General features: G+C 61.0%; 15 protein-coding genes and 1 tRNA gene. 3 read left to right on the top strand and 13 right to left on the bottom strand.

What is annotated here, in order from left to right; translation table 11 throughout:
* The first annotated feature begins 4 nt into the window (after positions 1–4).
* Together CCE89_RS04195 and CCE89_RS04200 are read left to right on the top strand one after the other, a co-directional pair.
* The gene (locus CCE89_RS04195) at positions 5–622 is read left to right on the top strand and encodes a riboflavin synthase (RefSeq protein ID WP_086436721.1); all 618 of its coding nucleotides are present in this window, start codon (positions 5–7) and stop codon (positions 620–622) included.
* An 83-nt stretch (positions 623–705) separates the two neighbouring features.
* Complete coding sequence (locus CCE89_RS04200) at positions 706–2,088, top strand: flavin-containing monooxygenase (RefSeq protein WP_086436722.1); 1,383 nt, start codon at positions 706–708, stop codon at positions 2,086–2,088.
* Between the two features lie 75 nt (positions 2,089–2,163).
* Here CCE89_RS04200 and CCE89_RS04205 read toward each other — a convergent pair whose 3' ends face one another.
* The 3 genes from CCE89_RS04205 to CCE89_RS04215 all read right to left on the bottom strand — a co-directional run bounded on the left by CCE89_RS04205 (position 2,164) and on the right by CCE89_RS04215 (position 5,841).
* The gene (locus CCE89_RS04205; RefSeq protein ID WP_086436723.1) at positions 2,164–3,603 is read right to left on the bottom strand and encodes a S41 family peptidase; all 1,440 of its coding nucleotides are present in this window, start codon (positions 3,601–3,603) and stop codon (positions 2,164–2,166) included.
* 143 nt (positions 3,604–3,746) lie between these two features.
* Positions 3,747–4,922 carry an amino acid aminotransferase gene (locus CCE89_RS04210; protein ID WP_086436724.1) on the bottom strand — a complete coding sequence of 392 codons (1,176 nt, stop codon included), beginning with the start codon at positions 4,920–4,922 and terminating at the stop codon, positions 3,747–3,749.
* A 112-nt stretch (positions 4,923–5,034) separates the two neighbouring features.
* Positions 5,035–5,841 (bottom strand): DUF1134 domain-containing protein, encoded by an 807-nt coding sequence (locus CCE89_RS04215; RefSeq protein ID WP_086436725.1) that lies wholly within the window; start codon positions 5,839–5,841, stop codon positions 5,035–5,037.
* Positions 5,842–6,065: 224 nt separating this feature from the next.
* Here CCE89_RS04215 and CCE89_RS04220 point away from each other — a divergent pair.
* Positions 6,066–6,158, top strand: a tRNA-Ser gene (locus tag CCE89_RS04220).
* 271 nt (positions 6,159–6,429) lie between these two features.
* On the opposite strand, the gene CCE89_RS04225 is transcribed toward CCE89_RS04220, so the two are convergent.
* The 10 genes from CCE89_RS04225 to CCE89_RS04270 form a co-directional block, all read right to left on the bottom strand.
* Positions 6,430–7,164, bottom strand: a complete 735-nt coding sequence (locus tag CCE89_RS04225) for a CPBP family intramembrane glutamic endopeptidase (protein WP_159456577.1) — start codon at positions 7,162–7,164, stop codon at positions 6,430–6,432.
* Positions 7,165–7,209: 45 nt separating this feature from the next.
* Positions 7,210–8,103 carry a pirin family protein gene (locus CCE89_RS04230; RefSeq protein ID WP_086436727.1) on the bottom strand — a complete coding sequence of 298 codons (894 nt, stop codon included), beginning with the start codon at positions 8,101–8,103 and terminating at the stop codon, positions 7,210–7,212.
* A 20-nt stretch (positions 8,104–8,123) separates the two neighbouring features.
* A complete protein-coding gene (locus tag CCE89_RS04235; protein ID WP_086436728.1) occupies positions 8,124–9,401 on the bottom strand; it encodes a serine hydrolase domain-containing protein in 1,278 nt (425 codons plus the stop codon).
* On the bottom strand, positions 9,398–9,907 hold the full coding sequence (locus CCE89_RS04240) for an anthrone oxygenase family protein (RefSeq protein WP_086436729.1): 510 nt from the start codon (positions 9,905–9,907) through the stop codon (positions 9,398–9,400). The genes CCE89_RS04235 and CCE89_RS04240 overlap by 4 nt, the downstream gene beginning before the upstream one ends.
* Positions 9,904–10,740, bottom strand: coding sequence for an NmrA family NAD(P)-binding protein (locus CCE89_RS04245; protein ID WP_086436730.1), 837 nt, complete (start codon positions 10,738–10,740; stop codon positions 9,904–9,906). The genes CCE89_RS04240 and CCE89_RS04245 overlap by 4 nt, the downstream gene beginning before the upstream one ends.
* 92 nt (positions 10,741–10,832) lie before the next feature.
* On the bottom strand, positions 10,833–11,846 hold the full coding sequence (locus CCE89_RS04250; RefSeq protein WP_086436731.1) for an AraC family transcriptional regulator: 1,014 nt from the start codon (positions 11,844–11,846) through the stop codon (positions 10,833–10,835).
* Between the two features lie 82 nt (positions 11,847–11,928).
* Positions 11,929–13,386, bottom strand: coding sequence for a tryptophan halogenase family protein (locus tag CCE89_RS04255; protein ID WP_268762209.1), 1,458 nt, complete (start codon positions 13,384–13,386; stop codon positions 11,929–11,931).
* 167 nt (positions 13,387–13,553) lie between these two features.
* The gene (locus tag CCE89_RS04260; RefSeq protein WP_086436733.1) at positions 13,554–16,580 is read right to left on the bottom strand and encodes a TonB-dependent receptor domain-containing protein; all 3,027 of its coding nucleotides are present in this window, start codon (positions 16,578–16,580) and stop codon (positions 13,554–13,556) included.
* A 214-nt stretch (positions 16,581–16,794) separates the two neighbouring features.
* The gene (locus CCE89_RS04265) at positions 16,795–17,106 is read right to left on the bottom strand and encodes a P-II family nitrogen regulator (RefSeq protein ID WP_086436734.1); all 312 of its coding nucleotides are present in this window, start codon (positions 17,104–17,106) and stop codon (positions 16,795–16,797) included.
* A complete protein-coding gene (locus tag CCE89_RS04270) occupies positions 17,103–18,065 on the bottom strand; it encodes a sodium-dependent bicarbonate transport family permease (protein WP_086436735.1) in 963 nt (320 codons plus the stop codon). Before CCE89_RS04270 ends, CCE89_RS04265 begins: the two co-directional genes overlap by 4 nt.
* Positions 18,066–18,098 lie beyond the last annotated feature (33 nt).

Genomic DNA, 18,098 nt, shown 5'->3' on the forward strand with positions numbered 1-18,098 from the left:
CACCATGTTTACCGGTATCGTCACCGCCATCGGCACCATCCAATCGATCGAGGATCGCGGCGACATGCGCGCGGTCATATCCTGCCCCTGGGATCCCGAGGGTATTGCGATCGGAGCCTCGATTGCGTGCTCGGGCGTTTGCCTGACCGTGGTCGATCGCGGAGGTCAAAAGGGCGACGCATGGTTCGCGGTCGACATTTCGGGCGAAACGGTCAGCCGCACCGCACAGGACCAATGGACCGAGGGCCGCAAGCTCAACTTGGAGCCTGCATTGAAGCTCGGCGATGAGCTTGGCGGGCATATCGTCACCGGCCATGTCGATGCGGTCGGGCGGATCGCGTCGAAACGCGACGTAGGCGGATCGCACCGCCTCGAAATCCTCGCGGACAAGTCTGTTGCGCCCTATGTCGCCGAGAAAGGCTCGATCACGGTCGACGGCGTGTCGCTGACGGTCAACGAAGTTGCCGACGAAGCCGATGGCGACGTGCGTTTCGCCCTCAACATAATCCCGCATACCGGCGAGGTGACGACGCTCGGCACGCTCGACGAAGGCGACAGCGTCAATCTCGAGATCGATGTGCTGGCGCGCTATCTCAAGCGCATGCAGGCACTTGCGGGATAACGCGAGGCGCACAGGTTCCTTCATTCTGATAGTGGGCCCGGTGCAAGCTGGACATGGGTTGCAGACCGCAACATAGTTTGCCGATGGCCACAGAAAGTTCGACGGAAGCCCTACCCCGCGTCTGCATCATCGGTGCAGGCTGTTCCGGGTTCACCACCGCCAAGCGGCTGAAGGACTACGGTATTCCCTTCGATGTCTACGAAGGCTCGGACGACATCGGTGGCAACTGGTACTACGGCAATCCCAACGGCCTCTCGTCCTGCTACCAATCGCTGCATATCGACACCTCGAAGTGGCGGCTCGCCTTCGAGGATTTCCCGGTGCCTGAAGACTGGCCCGACTATCCGCATCACAGCCAGCTGCTGCAGTATTTTCACGATTACGTCGATCACTTCGACCTGCGCCGGCACATCACCTTCAATACGCGTGTAACCAAGGCCGAGCGCCGGGAAGGTGGTGGCTGGGATATCACCCTTTCGACCGGCGAGACTCGGCAATACGACGCGCTGTGCGTCGCTAACGGGCATCACTGGGATGCGCGCATTCCCGATTACCCCGGCAGTTTCACCGGCGAGCAAATCCACAGCCACCATTACCGCACCCCGTTCGAACCGATCGATTGCGTCGGCAAGCGCGTCCTGGTTGTCGGCATGGGCAATTCGGCGATGGATATCGCCAGCGAGCTGTCGCAGCGCCCGATTGCCTCGAAGCTGTTCGTTTCCGCGCGCCGCGGCGTGTGGGTGCTGCCGAAGTACTATAATGGCGCGCCGCTCGACAAGAATCCCGCGCCGGCCTGGATGCCGCGCAAGATGCGCCAGAAGCTGGGCGAACGCTTCATCAAGAAGCTCGTCGGCAGGATGAGCGATTACGGCCTGCCCGACCCCGAGATCGGCCCGTTTGAAAGCCACGCGACGGTCTCGGGCGAGTTCCTGCTCCGTGCAGGATCGGGCGACATCGAGATGAAGGGGGCGATCGAGCGTCTGGATGGCGACGGCGTTATTTTTGCCGACGGCAGCCGCGAACAGATCGATGCGATCGTCTGGGCGACCGGCTATGACATCTCCTTCCCGTTCTTCGACGAGCCCGCGTTCAAGGCCGATGCCGACAATTGCCCGCCCCCGCTTTACAAGCGGATCATGAAGCCGGACGTGCCCGACCTGTTCTATCTCGGTCTCGGCCAGCCGCTGCCCACATTGGTCAATTTCGCCGAACAGCAATCGAAGCTGGTCGCCGCCTATCTCGCCGGAGGATACGCTCCGCCGGACGAAAGCGAAATGCATGAGACCATCGTCGCCGACGAGAAATATCACACCGGCCAGTTCTACGAGAGCCGCAGGCACACGATACAGCTCGATTTCGATGCCTATGTCCGCGACCTGCTGAAGGAAATCGAGGCGGGCAAGAAGCGCGCCGATCGCGTCGGCAATCGGCTGCCTGTCCCGGCGCGCAGCCTCGCTGAGGCCTGAGCGGCGTCAACGCCGGTCGGCCAACGACCCGATTGCGGGCATTGGCCTCAGCCTGGAAAGCGGGGCAATCGCCGATCAGTCAGAGCCGGTTATGGCGACCAGCGCTTCGACCGCGCGCCAGTGTCCTTCCACCGGAGCGCTAGCGGGATAAACGGCGAGCGGCACTTGAGGGGCTATCCCGCTTTCTTCGTAAATGCTGCCGTCAGGCGCAGCAAAGACCTCGTTGGAAAGTTCGAGCAGCCAGCCATTGGGAAGCCGTTTGGTCAGCGGGGTCGAGAAAGAACCGCGGGTCACGCCGCCGGCATGGACCACCCGGGGATTTTGCCGAAGCGCAAGTGTAGCGAGTTCTCCGCCGCTCACCGTCACATCGCTGGTCAACAGGTAGACAGGACCGGTAAAGCGCGGGCCGGACGCGAGTTCGATCAGGTGCGGGAACGGCGAGAGACCCGATCCGCGGGCGACGGTCGTGAAACCGACATAGGTTTCGTCGGTGAAACGCGCGGGGATCGACTTGGCGATCCTGTCCCAGCCGCCGCGGTTGTTCGACAGGTCGAGGATCACGCTCTCCACCCCGGCATCGGCAAAGGTGGCGAACGCTTGGTCCATAATACGGTCGAACTCGTTCATTTCCGCCGCGGCCCAGGCATCGCTGCCGAAATCCTCCCGATCCGTGAAACCGCCCATCTGAAATATCTGAAGATAGCCGATGCGTCCGTCGATCAGTCCCCAGACTATCCGGTCATTACCGGTGTGGTGCGCTGTACTACCCAGCTTCTGCATGGTAGCGTTGATCAGGCCCACCAGCCATGCAGATTCGCCACCCTCGGCCGCACGCATTCGGGGCAAGGTCGTGCCCTGTCCATCCTGCACCCGGCGACGTTCACCTCCGACATTGCCGATTAGCTTGGTATGACTGTCCGACAGAGATTCCATGTAGCCTGCCAGAGCATCCCACAATTCGGCCTCGCCCATCTCGGGCCTGATTGCCGCGCGCACCTGCGCGGCGCGGGTCGCATGGTCGGGCGGGCGACGGTCGAAGAAGGCGTAATGACGCTCGAAAGCATCGAGGAAGGCTTCAGCCACCGCTTGCGGCGTGGTTGCCGGGGTTTCGGTGCATTGATCGGGGAGTGCCTCCAACCTGTCGAACACCACATTGGTATCGCCGCGCAGCAACTGGAAGATCGCGCTATCGCCGCCGGGCAACGCCCGAAAGTAGCGGTAGGAAACCGAATCCATCGCGCTCAGTGCCTCGCCCGAACTTGGCGGACGGTAACAGGTCGTGCCGATTTCGAATTGGGTCACCCCCGCTTCGTCGACGCGCAGCAGCCGGCCATAGCCTCGGCTTTGCCACACACCGCGGATCGCCGGATCGGTGGCGCCTTCGGCGGTCAGGATGGGCTGAAGCTGCCCGGCGACGCGCCATGGCTGGGTTGTATCGGAAGGGGTGGAGGTCGAAGCGCAGGCTGCAAGTGTCGCTAGCAGGAAAATGACGAAAGGCTTGATCGAACGGGTCATGCTAGACGAACTGCCTCCTGCGCAGCGCTCAGACAAGATCGACACTTCGAACCGTCCACCAGACGCTTCAGCCCTCTTTGGCCCAGGACAGTGCTCCGTGTGTTCCAGATGGTAGGGTTTGCGCGCGCGAGACAGCGCGCTGCTCAGCCCGTTACATCCGCGATTGCTGCGATGAACTTGTCGATGTTTGTCATGGTGAGCCCGGCCACGTTGATGCGGCCCGATCCCGCCATGTAGATGCCGTGATCCTCGCGCAGTTGCTTGACCTGCTCCGGGGTGACCGGAAGCACGGAGAACAGCCCGTTCTGCCGACCTAGCGGCACCAGATCGACGCTGCCGGCGACACCCGCCTCCGCCAGTCGCTCACGCACGGTCCGCATCCGCTCCCGCATGGTGTCGAGCTCGTCGAGCCACAGCTTGGTCAGATCGGCATCGCGCAGGATGACGCGCACCGCCGCACCGCCGTGATCGGGCGGCATCGACCACGCCGCGCGGGCCAGCGCATTGGCGTTTGAGAAAACCGTCTCCAGTTCGTCCGCGTTCTTCGCCTTCGCGTAGAAGGCACCGACGCGGTCGCGATAGACGCCGAAGTTCTTGTCGCAGCTATAGGCGACGAAGGCCTCCGGCACGGCATCGAGCACGCGGCGCACGCCATGGGCGTCTTCTTCGAGGCCATGACCGAGCCCCTGATAGGCGGTATCGACGATCGGGAAGAGACCCTTGCTCGCAAGCGCCTCGGCAATCCGGTCCCATTCCTCGTCGGTGTAGTCGACGCCCGTGGGATTATGACAGCAGCCGTGGAGCAGGATCGCGTCTGTCTCGTGCGCCCCGTCGATCGCGGCGAGCACCGCATCGATATCGGCGCGGCCGTCCTCCGTCGCATGGTTGAACGGCGCCAGCTCGAGCGCGATGTCGCCAAGGATCTGCGCATGGTTGGGCCAGCTCGGCGTGCCCATGTGCAAGCGCTCGACGCCAGCCTTCTGCGCCAGTGCGACGGCCAACCGCACCGCACCGGTGCCGCCCGGCGTCTGCATTCCCTGAATGCGCCCGCCGCGGGTCGGATCATCGCCGAAGATATAGGGCATCAGCGCTTCGACGAAGCCCATGTCCCCTTCGGGTCCGAGGTAGGACTTGCTGTCCTGCTGGTCGACAAGCCGTTGCTCGGCCTGCTTGATCGCTGCAAAGACGGGCGTGTCGCCCTGCCCCGTGCGATAGACACCGACGCCGAGGTCGATTTTGTCCTGCCGCGGATCGGCAGCGTGCATCTTGATCAGCGCGAGCAGCGCATCGGGCGGTTGGCTGGTGAGATTCTCGAGCATAGTGCGCCGCGCAATGCCGCCGCTGCAAACAAAGCGCAAGGCGTTTTGCGCGGACATTCGTATCCGCGCATCACGACAGATTGTGGCGCGGGTCTTTGCCCGCCGTTACGACCTAGAAGGGCAGCCAGCGCTGCTTCTTGGAAAACTTCATGTAGCCCGCGTTGACGCCAAGCCGCAGCCCGGCCCCCACGCGGATGGGAATGAGAACGACGTCGCCCTTGCGCAGATAGCTCGCGTGCATTCCGCCCACGACATAGGCCTGTCCTTCGCCAGCGGGATAGCGCTCGTAGAGCTCTTCGCTGTCGTAAAGGTTGTAGACGAGAACGAAGGTGTTGGCCGCGTTTGCGCCGACATCGAAACCGACTGACGGGCCGGTCCAGTAGACCTTGCGTTCACCTTCGACCTTGTGATGCAGCGTGCCCGAACCGTAGCGCGCACCGACGACGAAAGCGCCGCCCGCCTCACGCCCGACGATATAGGCATTGGGCTCGCCCTGGTCGGCAAGCGTCTTTTCGATCAGTCGCGCGAGGCCCTCTGCGCCTTTGCCGAAGACGCCCTCGGCCGCACCGATCAGATCGTCCTCGCCATAAGTCGTTGCGCTGGCCTTTGTTGCAGGAGCAGCCGCCTCCGCAGTGGCCTGACTATCGGCAGCGGGAGGAGCAACCTCGCTCTCCTCCCAGCCGGCAACGCCTGCGCTCTCGGACGGGGCGGGCGAATAGGTGACGTACTCGTCATTGCTCTCCGCCGTCGGTGCGGGCTGCGCCGCGGGGGCAAGATCGCCATCAATTGCGCCGCTCTCGAAAGCCGTATCGGGATCGATGCTCTCGACCTGCTGCGCGGCAAGCGGCGCGGCAATCATCGCTACAGCGCTGGCGGCCGCCAAGGCGAGCGATTGGAGAAAACCCGGTTGTTTCGTCATTCTTTCGTCCTTTCGGCCTTCGGCAGACCCCGTCTGGGCAAGAAGAATCCTTTGCTGCGCCCGCGACAATTGCGCGGCGGTGAACCGAATCGAAAACGCGGTGAAACGAGTCCGACATGCCATAGAGCGAGCAATTCCGGGTTTTTTCCGAATGCCCTTGCCGCGCCAAGCCGGCACTATTATAGCGCGCCACTCGCACGCCGTAGACAGCCTGGCATGCGCGCGGAGACGTGGGTGAGTGGCTGAAACCAGTCCCCTGCTAAGGGACCATACCGTTTATAGCGGTATCGAGGGTTCGAATCCCTCCGTCTCCGCCATTTTCCCTCGGAAGACCCGGAAAAGCCAGCTTTCTGCATCACCTTTTCCCGCATCCCACATTGGGTTCCACGCTGTGTCTCGGCTTCGGGCGAGCTTCGGTGAACGATACATCTCGATCTGACAGCCAGAACGGACCCTACTTGAAAAAACCTGGTGCAACGAGGCGGCCAATCGCCATGCTGTTCCACAAAGGCATGCTCATCCCACAGGTCTGGTCATGAGATTACCCCCTCGATAAAAACTCAAACTCTGCCGTTCGCTTGAACTCGCCTATTCTTCTATGCCGAGGAAGCGAAACGTCTGACCCAGCGTGTTGAATACGCCGTGCGCAAGAATGAGGGGCAGGATGTTCCGCCTCCCGAACCACAGGTAGAACACACCGAAGGCAAAACCGCCCGCGCCAGTCACGAGGGCGCCATGCCAGCCTTGATAATAGGCGTGCCGATATCCGAAGAACGCAGACGATAGAAGCAGGGCCGCGATGTCCGCTCTTAAGCCACCGCCAAGGGCTCCGCTCGTATGGTTGATGATGAAGGCCCGAAACAGCAGTTCTTCGAAGAACGAACCGTGAGTCCAGACCAGGAGCATGATTACCACATATGCGACCAGATTGCCCTCGACATGGGAGAAGCGGTCGCTCGTGCCGACATCTTCGAAAAAGTAATCTGCCAGGGGCACCATCAACTGAGTCAAAACCACGAAAAATGCCATCGTGAGCAGGGTCAGACCCAGCGTCTTCGGCCAGCTCTCCGGCCAGCGCAGCCCCATATCGCGCCAGCCCATCCCCCTCCGCCGCAACAGCACGGTGGCGACGATCATGGCGCTGAAGGTCGAGGCAGGCCCCGCATAGAGCTGCGTGATCGGAAGCAGCGATTGCTTCACCAGAACAAGGGTAGCAACGACGAGAAACAGATCCCGCAGGGCAGTGAGGCGGCCCGGACCTCGCGCCCCCTCGACCGGCGCATCCGCGCTATCAGATATGTGTGGCATGACCTTGATCTCCAATCTTGGCATTCCAGGTTGGCGAGACTGGCAGAGATGCGAAAGGCATCACCCATGAAGTGCCTGATTTGATCGATGATCCTCTGGTAGAGTGCCGAGCAGGCCTGCCCGATAGTCCGCCTCGACCTGATCAAGTTCTGCATCAGTGCGCATCACGAATGGCCCACGCTGAACGAAGTCTTCGCGGATCGGCTCGCTCGTTATGAGAACAGCCTCGCTTGCGATATCGGTGCATAGGGACAGATCGCGCGGGTTACGGCACGCCTCGATCGCCAAGGCTTCTCCTGCCGTAACCTTTCGGTGACCTTCGCCATAATCCACCTCGATCGCTCCTCGGATGCAGACAAGCACAGCGGCGTGGCCTGGGGCCATTTCGTGGTCAAATTGCCCGCCAGATTGGAAACTGGCGTCCAGAATAGTCATCGGCAGCGCTGGTGGGCGGACTGCTGAAAGATCGTTGCTCTCTCCCAGAACCACTCTGACGCGAACGCCCGCGCACTCGATGACGGGCATATTCTCTGCTCTCACATGGAGCGATTGCGGCGCGTCCTGTCTCATTCTGGCGGGCAGGTTCACGAATATCTGAAGTCCATGCGCGCGAGAGCCGGGAACAGGCTTTTCATCGTGAACCGCCCCGCGTCCTGCCTTCAGCCAGTAGAGATCGCCGGGCTCCAGATCGATGTCATTGCCAAGAGAATCGCGGTTGTTGAATCTCCCTACGCTGTCTTCGAACAGCACGGTCACCGCAGAGATGCCTGCATGGCCGTGCGCGCCGAATGTCGGCTCGGTCATGACGTAGTGATCGATCATGACGAGCGGGTCCATCGCCCCGGCGAACATGGCGTGCTTGAAACTCAGCGCGTTGAAGCCTTTCCCGACAGAAGTGGGCTTCCCGGGGACGGCTCCAAGGTCATCCTGCGTCGGGGATTCTTGCGCTGACATTTGCCAATCTCCTCTGGATTTCATGATCTTGTTTCACTGGTCGTGGTGGATTTGCGGCGACGCCTCCAGATCAGGAGGCTGCTCATGAGGAGGATCGCGAGGCTTCCCGCCGCGAAGACTGCCAGCGCAGTCGGCAATCGCGAAGCGAAAGTCAGGCTGTCGACATTTCCGGTTTTCCAGAACACCCACTCGCCCGCGATCCGTGTTGCGAGCAACGGATTGCCGGTCGAAAGCACCACGATGCCGTCTCCGGTGGCCGGATCGAGCCGCGCTGCCGTGTTGATGGCCGGTTCATTGCTGCCATCGTGACCGATGATGAAGCCACCGGAATTGTCGGGGGCGTAGAGCATCGCTCCGAGGCCCCAGATGTCGGCTCCCATGCTCGACGCGTGCGGCGCGCGCATTGCAGCGATCGTGTTTGCCGAAAGCACGGTGCTGGAGCCATTCGGCGCCTGAGCCGCCATGAAAGCGGCAAGATCGTCGCTGGTCGTGAAAAGCGATGTCGCGGCGAGCGCGGTATACCACCGAAAGGGTTCGGTTCCGCCCTCCGGCGTGAAGTTCTCTGCCAGCCCCAGTTCCATCGCCTCCGCATGATCGAACGTCGTTCGTTCCATGCCGAGCGGGGTGAAGACGCGTTCGTCCATGAAGGCGGCAAAGGATCGATCGGACACCTCTTCGATCACCAGTTGCAGGAGGGTGTACCCACCTCCAGAATATTCCCATGCCGAACCCGGCTCTCTGCCGAGTACGGTGCCGCCGATCTTGTCAGGCGATGCATCCGCCGCCTTGGTCAGCGACGCTTCGAGAGTTTGCCTTTCGGCAGCCTCGGCAAAACCATTGTAGCCCAGACCGTCGGTGAGGCCTGCGGTATGGCTCAGCAGGCGCCTCGCTGTGACCTGCGACGCATCGAATTGCGACGGTGGCAGCTGCCAGCGGGTGAGATAGGTCGACACGGGCGCGTCGAGATCGATGGATCCGTCTTCCACCAGGGCCATGATGCCCCATGCGGTCAGCCATTTGCCGAGCGAGGCCACCTGGAAGACCGACTGGCCATCAACAGGCTCGCCCTTCGACAGGTGGAACTCGCCGGCGGGCTTGCCACTCGCCATGAGGATGAAGCTGATATTCCCCGCATTCTCGCGCTCGGCGATTTCGCGCGACGCCTGAGAAAAGCCATCCGGGTCGCCTTCCTCGGCAATGGCGGAGTTTCCCCAGCCCTGGTCGAGAGCGGCATAGACCAACGCCCCCCAACCGCAAATTGCGATGAGCGCAGCGAATAGAACCTTGGCGTAATTCATGGCTGGACCTGCCCGCTGGTGATCAGCGTGATGGCCGCGACGATGTACAACCCGGCGGTCAGGACGCTACCGATTGAGCGGACATGATTGAGCCGGGTCCATTTCCGGCCATACTCGATCCAGTATGCTCGGGCTTGCGCACTGGTGTGATCGAGAGCTTCGAGACGGTTGTTCATCGGAACGTTTCCGAAGATCGTCATCGCGAAAACCGAAAGCACGTAGACCAGAGCCGCGAGGATCAGCACCACCAGCGCGGCACCTTCGAAGACCGCCAGGCCGTAGGCTGCAAACAGCACCGAAAACAGCGCTATCGAGAGGATCCCGGCGACGAACTGGGTCCTGATCACATCGCGATTGATATGCTGCATCACCTCGATCCCGCTCGCCGGTTCGGCCTTGAGCAAAGCGGACATGATGAACTCGGAAAAAGCGGAAAACACACCTCCCACAATCGCGCTCCAGAGGGCGAGGAACAGGCAGAAGTAAAGCGGCCAATCGTAGGTCATGCTGCAACACTCCACGCATCGGTCGCGGCAACGCTACGTGCGTAGTCGGCGAAATCTCTCGGCGGGCGGCCCAGCGCACGTTCGATCCCGTCCGTCAGGTGCGCATTGCGACCATCGAGAACTGTCGAGAAGAGATAGTCGAGCATCCACACCACATCATGGGGAGCGCCGGACTTCGCGAGGCCATCGACGAAGGCATCATGCGGCACGTCGATGAAGTCGATCTGGCGGCCTGTCGCCTCGGACAGCTCTGCCGCGACATCGGCCATGGTCATGAGCCGGGGGCCGGTCACTTCGTAGGCTTCGCCATTGTGACCGTCTTCGGTGAGCGCAGCCACAACGACTTCCGCAATGTCATCGGCATCGACGAACGGCTCGGGCATATCGCCAGCCGGCAGGGTTATCGCTCCGCCGAGGACCATGTCGATGAAGGCGCCTTCGGAAAAGTTCTGGTTGAACCAGCTCGCGCGAACTACTGTCCACTCTAGACCGCTGCCCTGCACTATCCGTTCACAGGCCTGCGCTTCGGTCTCGCCACGGCCCGACAACAGGACCAGGCGTTCGACGCCTTGCAGTTTGGCTCGCCCGACCAGTGCACCGATCGCATCCGTCGCGCCGGGCATGGCAAGGTCGGGGGAATAGGTGATGTAGACGCTGGTCACGCCCTCAAGAGCGGCATCCCACCCGGACTCCTTATCCCAATCGAACCCGGGGACCGATGATCTGGAGCCAATCCGGATTTTGCGACCCTTGGCGATCATCCGTTCGGCAACGCGCTTGCCGGTCTTTCCCGTTCCGCCAATTACGAGGGTGATTTGCTTTTCGTTGCTCATCCGCTTGCTCCCGGTTGTTGAAGGCAAGCAATGATTAGGAAGAGCGCGGTCCGGTCTCTTGCCCTAGGACGACAACCTTTGTGCAGATGACGTCACTGATCCGACGCCGCACTCAAGCGATAGGAACGCGGGGTCTCGCCAGCCCACCGTTTGAACGCACGCGTGAACCCGCTCTGCTCGGCAAATCCCGTGAGGAACGCGATTTCAACCAGGGGATACTGCGTTGTGCGCAACAGCCGTTGGGAAAGTTCGCGTCGCGCCTGATCGACCAGTTCCTGGAAGACCGCATCTTCTTCGCTCAACTTGCGCTGAAGCGTTCGCGCACTCAAACCGAGACTCTTCGCGATGTCTGACAGCTTGGGGACCCCGCCGCTGAGTTTCTTCCCGATTTCCGACTTGACCTGCTGCGATAGCGGAAGGTCGCAAGGCATCTCAGCCAGCATTTGCTCCACACGTTCATCGAAGAAACGAGAGATGGCGTCATCACCCACCGCGTTGGGGAGCGCCATTTCGTCGTTCGAAACGACAATCGCATTCACTCCGGCACGATCTTCCACCGTGCAGTCGAGGTATTCCTCCAGGAAAGTCTTGTCGCCAATGAACTCATGTCCGCACATCGCTCTGACGGGACTGAAGGGTCTTCCCGAGGCTTCGCGACAAATTGCCGTAAAAGACGCAAAAGTCGCCTCGTTGGAAAGCCGGGCACCCAGGGGAGCTTCGTCTGTCAGGCGCAGGAAACGGATCTCGGTGGTCTGGTCGCCGCGCGTCAACTCGAGTGCTCGTACACCGGAGACGACGCCGACATAACGCTGGGCACGATCCCAACCGTCCATCAGGGTCGGGGAGCTCTTCCAGGCCAGGCCGACTGCGCCCAGGTCTTCGCATCGCAACGAAGCGCCCAGCCTTATGTGGGCTCTCGGAAGCCCGTCTTCGGCGTCGGCTATGCGAGCCAAGAGCGCGATGTAGTCTTCCTCTGCCACCATCGTGGAGAGGTCGGCAGGCTCGTCCCCGTCGAGCTTGCACATGGCAAACAGTTCAGTCCGGTCCAGATGATCGGGAGCCTGCGCAATTGCCTTGCGCGCGTAGATGGACGATGACTGCCGCACCTGCCCATACTAGCAATCAAAGGTGATCTGGGAAGGTTGAGTCTCGAACGCTTCCCGGCTTCGACAAGGCCGGGAATGCGCTTTAACGCAAGAGAGCCCCGATGAACTCGGCTTGCGTTGGCATCCTTGATACCATTTCCCGGTATCCAGCACCCATTCGATCGAGAAACTGGCGCAGTTCGGCTTCCGGCATTTCGTCTGCGAGCGGGTGCCAGCTTTCAGGGATGATCCCATGCCCCAGGAAAACCTGTGACCAGCCTACTTCGGTGAAGAGTTCTTCTTCCTCACGAATGAAATGTCCGGTCGCCTTGAATTGTTCGATCTTGGGCACAAGGGTTTCTGGCAACTCCATGGTGCGGCACGCATCCCAGAATGGCTCCCCAACGCGGCCGTTCGCCCAATAGTGCAGGATAAGAAAGTCCCTCACCCGGAGCCACTGGCGAGACACTTCGTGATTGAAGGAGGCGGCTATAGCCGGGTCGGTGCCTCGGCGCGGCAACATCGCCATCAAACGGGCGATGGAATACTGGATCAGGTGGATGCTCGTCGATTCAAGCGGCTCGAGAAAGCCTGCAGACAACCCCACCGCCATGCAATTGCCGATCCAGTGATTGCGGCGCGTCCCGGTGGTGAAGCGGATTTGTCGCGGCTCGGCATCGGGTGCGGAATCGATATTCGCCAGCAGGTGAGCGCGCGCCTCGTCGTCGCTCATGTGAGCGCTGCAGTAGACCACCCCATTGCCGACGCGATGCTGCAAAGGAATACGCCACTGCCAACCCGCCGAATGCGCGGTCGACGAAGTGAAGGGTGAAATCTCGCCATCTGACCGGCAAGGCGCGGCCTGCGCACTGTCGCAAGGAAGCCAGTGACTCCAGTCGCAGAAATCCGAACCTTCAAGTTGTGAAATCAACAGACCGCGAAAGCCGGTGCAATCGAGGAAGAAATCGCCCTCGATGACCTGGCCGCTGGCGAGCGTGACACTTTCAATTGCAGGCTCCTCGTGGTCGCATGTGACACCGACGATCTTGCCCTCGATGCGTTTGACCCCCTTGGCCTCTGCCCGTTTGCGCAGAAATTGCGCGTAGAGCGAGGCATCGAAGTGATAAGCCCAGGGCATGTTCGCACCTTGCGCAGGCATGCCGCGACCCGGCATCGCCATCTTGCCAGCGCGCGCGGCAACGTCATTGAGCGCATATTCGCCGAAGGCGCCCGCAAAGCCCAGTGCTCGCCCGCGCAACCAGAGCTGATGGAACGGCATGACAGCAGTGGGCTGTCCGACCTGCCCGAAAGCGTGAATGTAGTCGCTGCCCTCCCCATTCCAGCCGAGAAAGCGGATACCCAGTTTGAATGTAGCATTCGTCGCGCGGACGAACTCACGCTCATCGATGGCCAAGGCGCGGTTGAACGTCCGGATCTGGGGAATGGTCGCTTCGCCTACGCCCACGGTGCCGATCTCGTCAGATTCGACAAGCACGATGGGAGTCGAAGTGACGCTGGACAGGGCGGCGGCTGCCATCCAACCGGCCGATCCGCCTCCCACGATTACGATCTTTCGAAGGCGATCCCCACGATCATCGGAATTCGAATCCCCTTTCAATTAAGCCGTCCTTCTTCGCTAACCGGTTTGTTTTGTGGTCGCATGGCCCATAGAACAAAAAAGGGCGGCCCCGAAGAGCCGCCCTTTCCTTTTTCGCGTTTCAGCCTGGCTTAGAAGCCGAGCTTGTCCGTCGTGATGCGGATACCTGCGTAGAAGTAACGACCCAGCCAACCGGTCGGGGTGTTGTCCAGACCCTGTGCCGGAAGCTCGTTCGTGAAATTGTTCACGCCGAAATAGACCGAGAAAAGGTCTTCTTCCGGAGTCACCTCGATGCGGAAATCATGGATCAGACGATCGTCGATCACGAGGAATTCCGGATCGACGATGTCCGGATCGGCCGCGATCTCGTCATTCTCGAAGCGCAGCTGATCGCCGATGTACTGGACACCGTAATTGACCAGGAATGCGCCCTTGCTCCAGGTGATGTCGGCATTGCCGGTCCACTCGGGGAAACCGACTTCCTTGCGCTCGATATCCACCGTGCCGCCATTGGCCGGAAGGAACTCGAACTTGTCGAGGTAACCAAGGGTACCGCGCAGATCAAACCGGCCCCAGCTGCCATCACCCGGCTCGAAGCCGTAGTTCACGGTAATGTCAGCGCCTGCGGTGTCGATGAAGGCAACGTTCTGCGGACCGACGACATAGCTGGTGACAAAGCCGGTGGTCGCCGAGCGCGTGATCGCATCGCAGAACGGGTTGTCGAGCGTCGGGGAATCGACGCAGAACTCTGCCGTTTCCTGCAGCAGCGGCGTGCGCACCGCATCGGTCAGGCTGATATCGAACCAGTCGAAGGTCAGCGAGAGGCCGGGGATGAAGCTGGGCTGGAGCACGACACCTGCGGTCCAGGTCTTGGCTTCTTCCTCGAGCAGATCGGGGTTACCCGAAACGATGCCTTCGATGCTTGCCGACGAAGCGATATCATCTGCGAAGTTGAAGGTGTCATAGTCGGCCCCCAGCCCTTCGATAAGAGCACGGCAATTCGCTGCACGTTCCGGGGAACCCTGGTTCACGTTGGTCGGATCGCAAGGATCGTCGAGGAACAGGAAGGTGCCGGTACGCGGAGCGAACAGTTCGGTGATGTTCGGCGCACGGACCGATTCCGAATAGCTGCCACGGAAACGGACGTCGCGGATCGGTGCCCACTGACCGCCGACCGACCATGCTTCGGTGCTGCCGACCGTCGAATAGTCGGAGTAACGGCCAGCAACCGTCAGTTCGAGAGTTTCGAAGAACGGACGATCCGAAAGGATCGGAATGCTGAGTTCGCCAAAGACTTCCCAGACGTCGAATTCGCCCTGTTCCGGTCCGAGAAGGGCCAGATCGGCCAGCACGCCGGCGTTCGGATCGAAGGTCGTGACCTGCGTCGAGATCGCGTCGGGGCGGAAGTCGCTCTGTTCCTTGCGATACTCGGCGCCGACTGCGAAGCCGACAGCACCGCCCGGAAGCTCGAACAACGAACCGAAGTCGCCCGAAACGAAGCCGTTCACGACATGCTGCTTGAGCGTGTATTCGTTCTGCGTATCCGTCAGGATGAAGTCGAGCGCAGCCTGGCTGGGCGCACCTTCACCGAAGATGTTGAGCGGGACGCATTCGCCCGGCGCGAACGTCTGCGGCGCTTCGCCATAGTTGAAATTGAACGCGTCGACGATGGCTCCACCATCGAGATTGACGCGGCAATCGACCACACCGTTTGCAACGCCGTTCAGGAACAGGCCCTGATCGACCGCATCGAGCGCTGCGAAATAGCGGTCTTCGATACGCTGGCTGGTCGAGATATACTTGGTATCGTTCTGACCGTAGACATAGCTCACTTCAAAGCGAGCGTTCTCGCCGATGTCGCCATCGAAGCCAACCACCCCGCGATAGAGGTCACGCTCGAAGAACTCGTCGCGCGTTCCGAAGTCGAAGTTGTCGCGATTGAAGAGAATGCCGCCGAAGGTGGCGGTGCCGCCGGCATCGACGATGTTCTGCGGAATGAAGGGATTTTCTTCGCCGATGAAGGTGAAGAAGTCGAAAGACGGTTGAGCGACCGTGAAGTTTTCCGACCGGACGTATTTGCCCTCAGCAAAGAAGCGCACCGAAGGCGTCAGCTCATAGCTCAGGAACGCATTGGCCGAATGGTGCTTCGTGCGAGCCTGAAGGTCACCCTGGTAGCTGTTGACCGGCGTGTTGTCGCCGCCCTGTGCCAGGAAGCCCGAGTCCGGCAAGAAGGTGCCGAGATCATAAGGCGTGCCATCACCATTGAAGGTCGGCAGGAAGGAGCCATCGGTGACGATACCGCCGCCCGGCGAGCTTTCCGACCAGCCGATGCGATCGAGGAAGATGTTGTCGGGCAGGTTGGGATCGTCAGGAACGTCGTTCGGGTTGCGAACCAGCGTAAGCGCTTCGTACTCGCCATTCGGGCGGTCACCGAAAGCGACGCGTCCGTCGCGGCGGAACTCGTAGGACAGCGCGATGTTTGCACGATCGTCCGCGAAGTTCTTGCCGACGGTTGCCGAGATGAAAGTGCTCGGCGCATCGCCGAACTCGGAGAAACCGTGCTGAGCGCGAACGTCGATGCCTTCGAAATCGCGGCGCATGATGAAGTTGACCACGCCCGAGACGCCGTCCGCACCGTAAACCGAAGAGACACCGCCTGTGAGTACGTCAACGCGCTCGATCAGGCCGACCGGGATGGTGTTGATGTCGACCGCAGCTTCACCCGAGACACCGGCGATGTGACGGCGTCCATCGACGAGAACCAGAGTACGGTTGGCACCGAGGTTGCGAAGGTTAAGCAGGTTGACGCCGGCCGCACCCGTACGGGCCTGCGAACCGGCCGCGTCGAAGTTGTCTTCCGAGTTGAACAGTGCCGGGGTCTGCGTCAGCAACTCGGTCACATTGGTGAGACCGGACTGCTCGATGTTTTCAGCGGTGACTGCAACAACCGGCGTTGCGGTCGCAACTTCGGGGCGCTGAATGCGCGTACCGGTGACGAAAATCACGTCGCCGGCTACAGTATCTTCCTCAGCAAGCACGTCGGCCTCAGCCGAGTCCTGTGCCAACGCGCTGCCCGGAACGGCCAGAGCAACCGCAGCGATACCGGCACTCGTAAGGAGCGCACTCTTGCTACGACGCAAGTGGTTCTCAAAAATCATTTCAACACCTTTATACTTCTGAAAAACCGAAAGAAATGACCCCCTGTTAGACAGGAGGTTCAAGTCTCCGGATAATTTGGCAATGCCCAATCCTGAACCGAGTTGCGCTCTCGGACAATGATTTGTGCTTTCCTCGCCACATTAAGGCTGCTGCTGTTGCGACGCAGCAACAGGGGGGCGATAGAGTGCCCGCTCCTTGCCAAGCAAGAATTCCTCAGAACCTTTCCGGCCGGATCACTTCCACGGTTGAGCGCAGAACGACCAGGCCGTGGCTATCGAGCAAGGGTACCAGAGCTTCGAGAAAGCGATCGGCTTTTTCGCGATTGGCGATGGCAAGAAAGATGTATTTGGCCGTGGCGCCACTGATCAGATCTTCGCTCCACTCACCATGCCGGCCGCGCCCGCTCTCGGTGCGGATGAGCGTATGACCTGTCAGGCCGACTTTCTCGGAGAGCTGTGCAAGTGTCGGCGCCAACGGTGCATCCACCAGCACTTCGATCCTGTCGCGCGACGTCGTCTCGATCACAGCATTCCTCCCAAGCTTTCGGCGATCCAGCGGAATAGCGGTATGCCGAGGACGATGTTGAAGGGGAACGTAACGCCCAGGGACATGGCAAGGTAGAGGCCCGCGTCGGCCTGAGGCAGGGAAAGCCGCATCGCAGCGGGGACTGCTATGTAGGATGCGCTGGCACCAAGGATGCCCAGGGCCGCCGCGGAAGCCGCATCAAGACCGATCGCGGTGCCGACGAGCACGCCAATTGCTCCGTTGATCACCGGGAAAACCAGCGCGAGCAGCGCCAGCCGCCAGGTCAAGGCACGGGTCTTGAGGATGCGCCGCATCGCGATCAGACCCATGTCGAGGAGAAACAGACACAGCACACCGGTGAAACCGGCACGAAACAGCGGCGAGATGGGTTCGAAGCCCCGCTCTCCCAGAAGGGCGCCGATTGCGAAGCTGCCGAGCAGCAATACGACCGATCCATTGAACAGAACTTCGCGAAGCAATTCTGGCGCGAACAGCCGCCCGCCCTTTTGCCGGGCAAGAAACAATCCCGAAAGTATCGCCGGTGTTTCCATCATCGCGAGTACGGCGACCATGAAACCGGCGATGGCGAAACCTGTGTTTCCGTAGACCTCGCTGGCGGTCACGAAGGTGACGACGCTGACCGAGCCATAGTGCGCCGCGACCGCTCCGGTGTTCGTACGGTCCAGGCCGCCGAACCGAGCCAGAGCCGGTGCGACCAGAAACGGTATGGCGGCGCTCAATACCAGCCCCGCCGCCAAGGCGACCAGCAATTCGGTACCGAAGCCGGCCTTGGCCACCTCGACACCGCCCTTCAGCCCGATAGCCGCCATCAGGTAGAGCGACATGCCTTTGGCGATGGTCTCAGGGACTGCAAGATCGGAACGAGCTGCAGCCGCCAGCGCCCCAAGAATAAAGAAGAGAACCGGCGCAGACAGCAGCGTAGCCGAGAGTTGATCCATGAATTTGCCCCCGGTTCGCTACCGCTGCCGGTC

This window comes from Altererythrobacter xiamenensis (assembly GCF_900177715.1).
Lineage (GTDB): Bacteria > Pseudomonadota > Alphaproteobacteria > Sphingomonadales > Sphingomonadaceae > Erythrobacter > Erythrobacter xiamenensis.

Bases quoted from the DNA above. Each gene is read 5' to 3' on its own strand.
- CCE89_RS04215 (WP_086436725.1), bottom strand. From the start codon at position 5,841: ATGACGAAACAACCGGGTTTTCTCCAATCGCTCGCCTTGGCGGCCGCC.
- CCE89_RS04200 (WP_086436722.1), top strand. From the start codon at position 706: ATGGCCACAGAAAGTTCGACGGAAGCCCTACCCCGCGTCTGCATCATC.
- CCE89_RS04210 (WP_086436724.1), bottom strand. From the start codon at position 4,922: ATGCTCGAGAATCTCACCAGCCAACCGCCCGATGCGCTGCTCGCGCTG.
- CCE89_RS04195 (WP_086436721.1), top strand. From the start codon at position 5: ATGTTTACCGGTATCGTCACCGCCATCGGCACCATCCAATCGATCGAG.
- CCE89_RS04270 (WP_086436735.1), bottom strand. From the start codon at position 18,065: ATGGATCAACTCTCGGCTACGCTGCTGTCTGCGCCGGTTCTCTTCTTT.
- CCE89_RS04260 (WP_086436733.1), bottom strand. From the start codon at position 16,580: ATGATTTTTGAGAACCACTTGCGTCGTAGCAAGAGTGCGCTCCTTACG.
- CCE89_RS04235 (WP_086436728.1), bottom strand. From the start codon at position 9,401: ATGAATTACGCCAAGGTTCTATTCGCTGCGCTCATCGCAATTTGCGGT.
- CCE89_RS04205 (WP_086436723.1), bottom strand. From the start codon at position 3,603: ATGACCCGTTCGATCAAGCCTTTCGTCATTTTCCTGCTAGCGACACTT.
- CCE89_RS04240 (WP_086436729.1), bottom strand. From the start codon at position 9,907: ATGACCTACGATTGGCCGCTTTACTTCTGCCTGTTCCTCGCCCTCTGG.
- CCE89_RS04245 (WP_086436730.1), bottom strand. From the start codon at position 10,740: ATGAGCAACGAAAAGCAAATCACCCTCGTAATTGGCGGAACGGGAAAG.
- CCE89_RS04230 (WP_086436727.1), bottom strand. From the start codon at position 8,103: ATGTCAGCGCAAGAATCCCCGACGCAGGATGACCTTGGAGCCGTCCCC.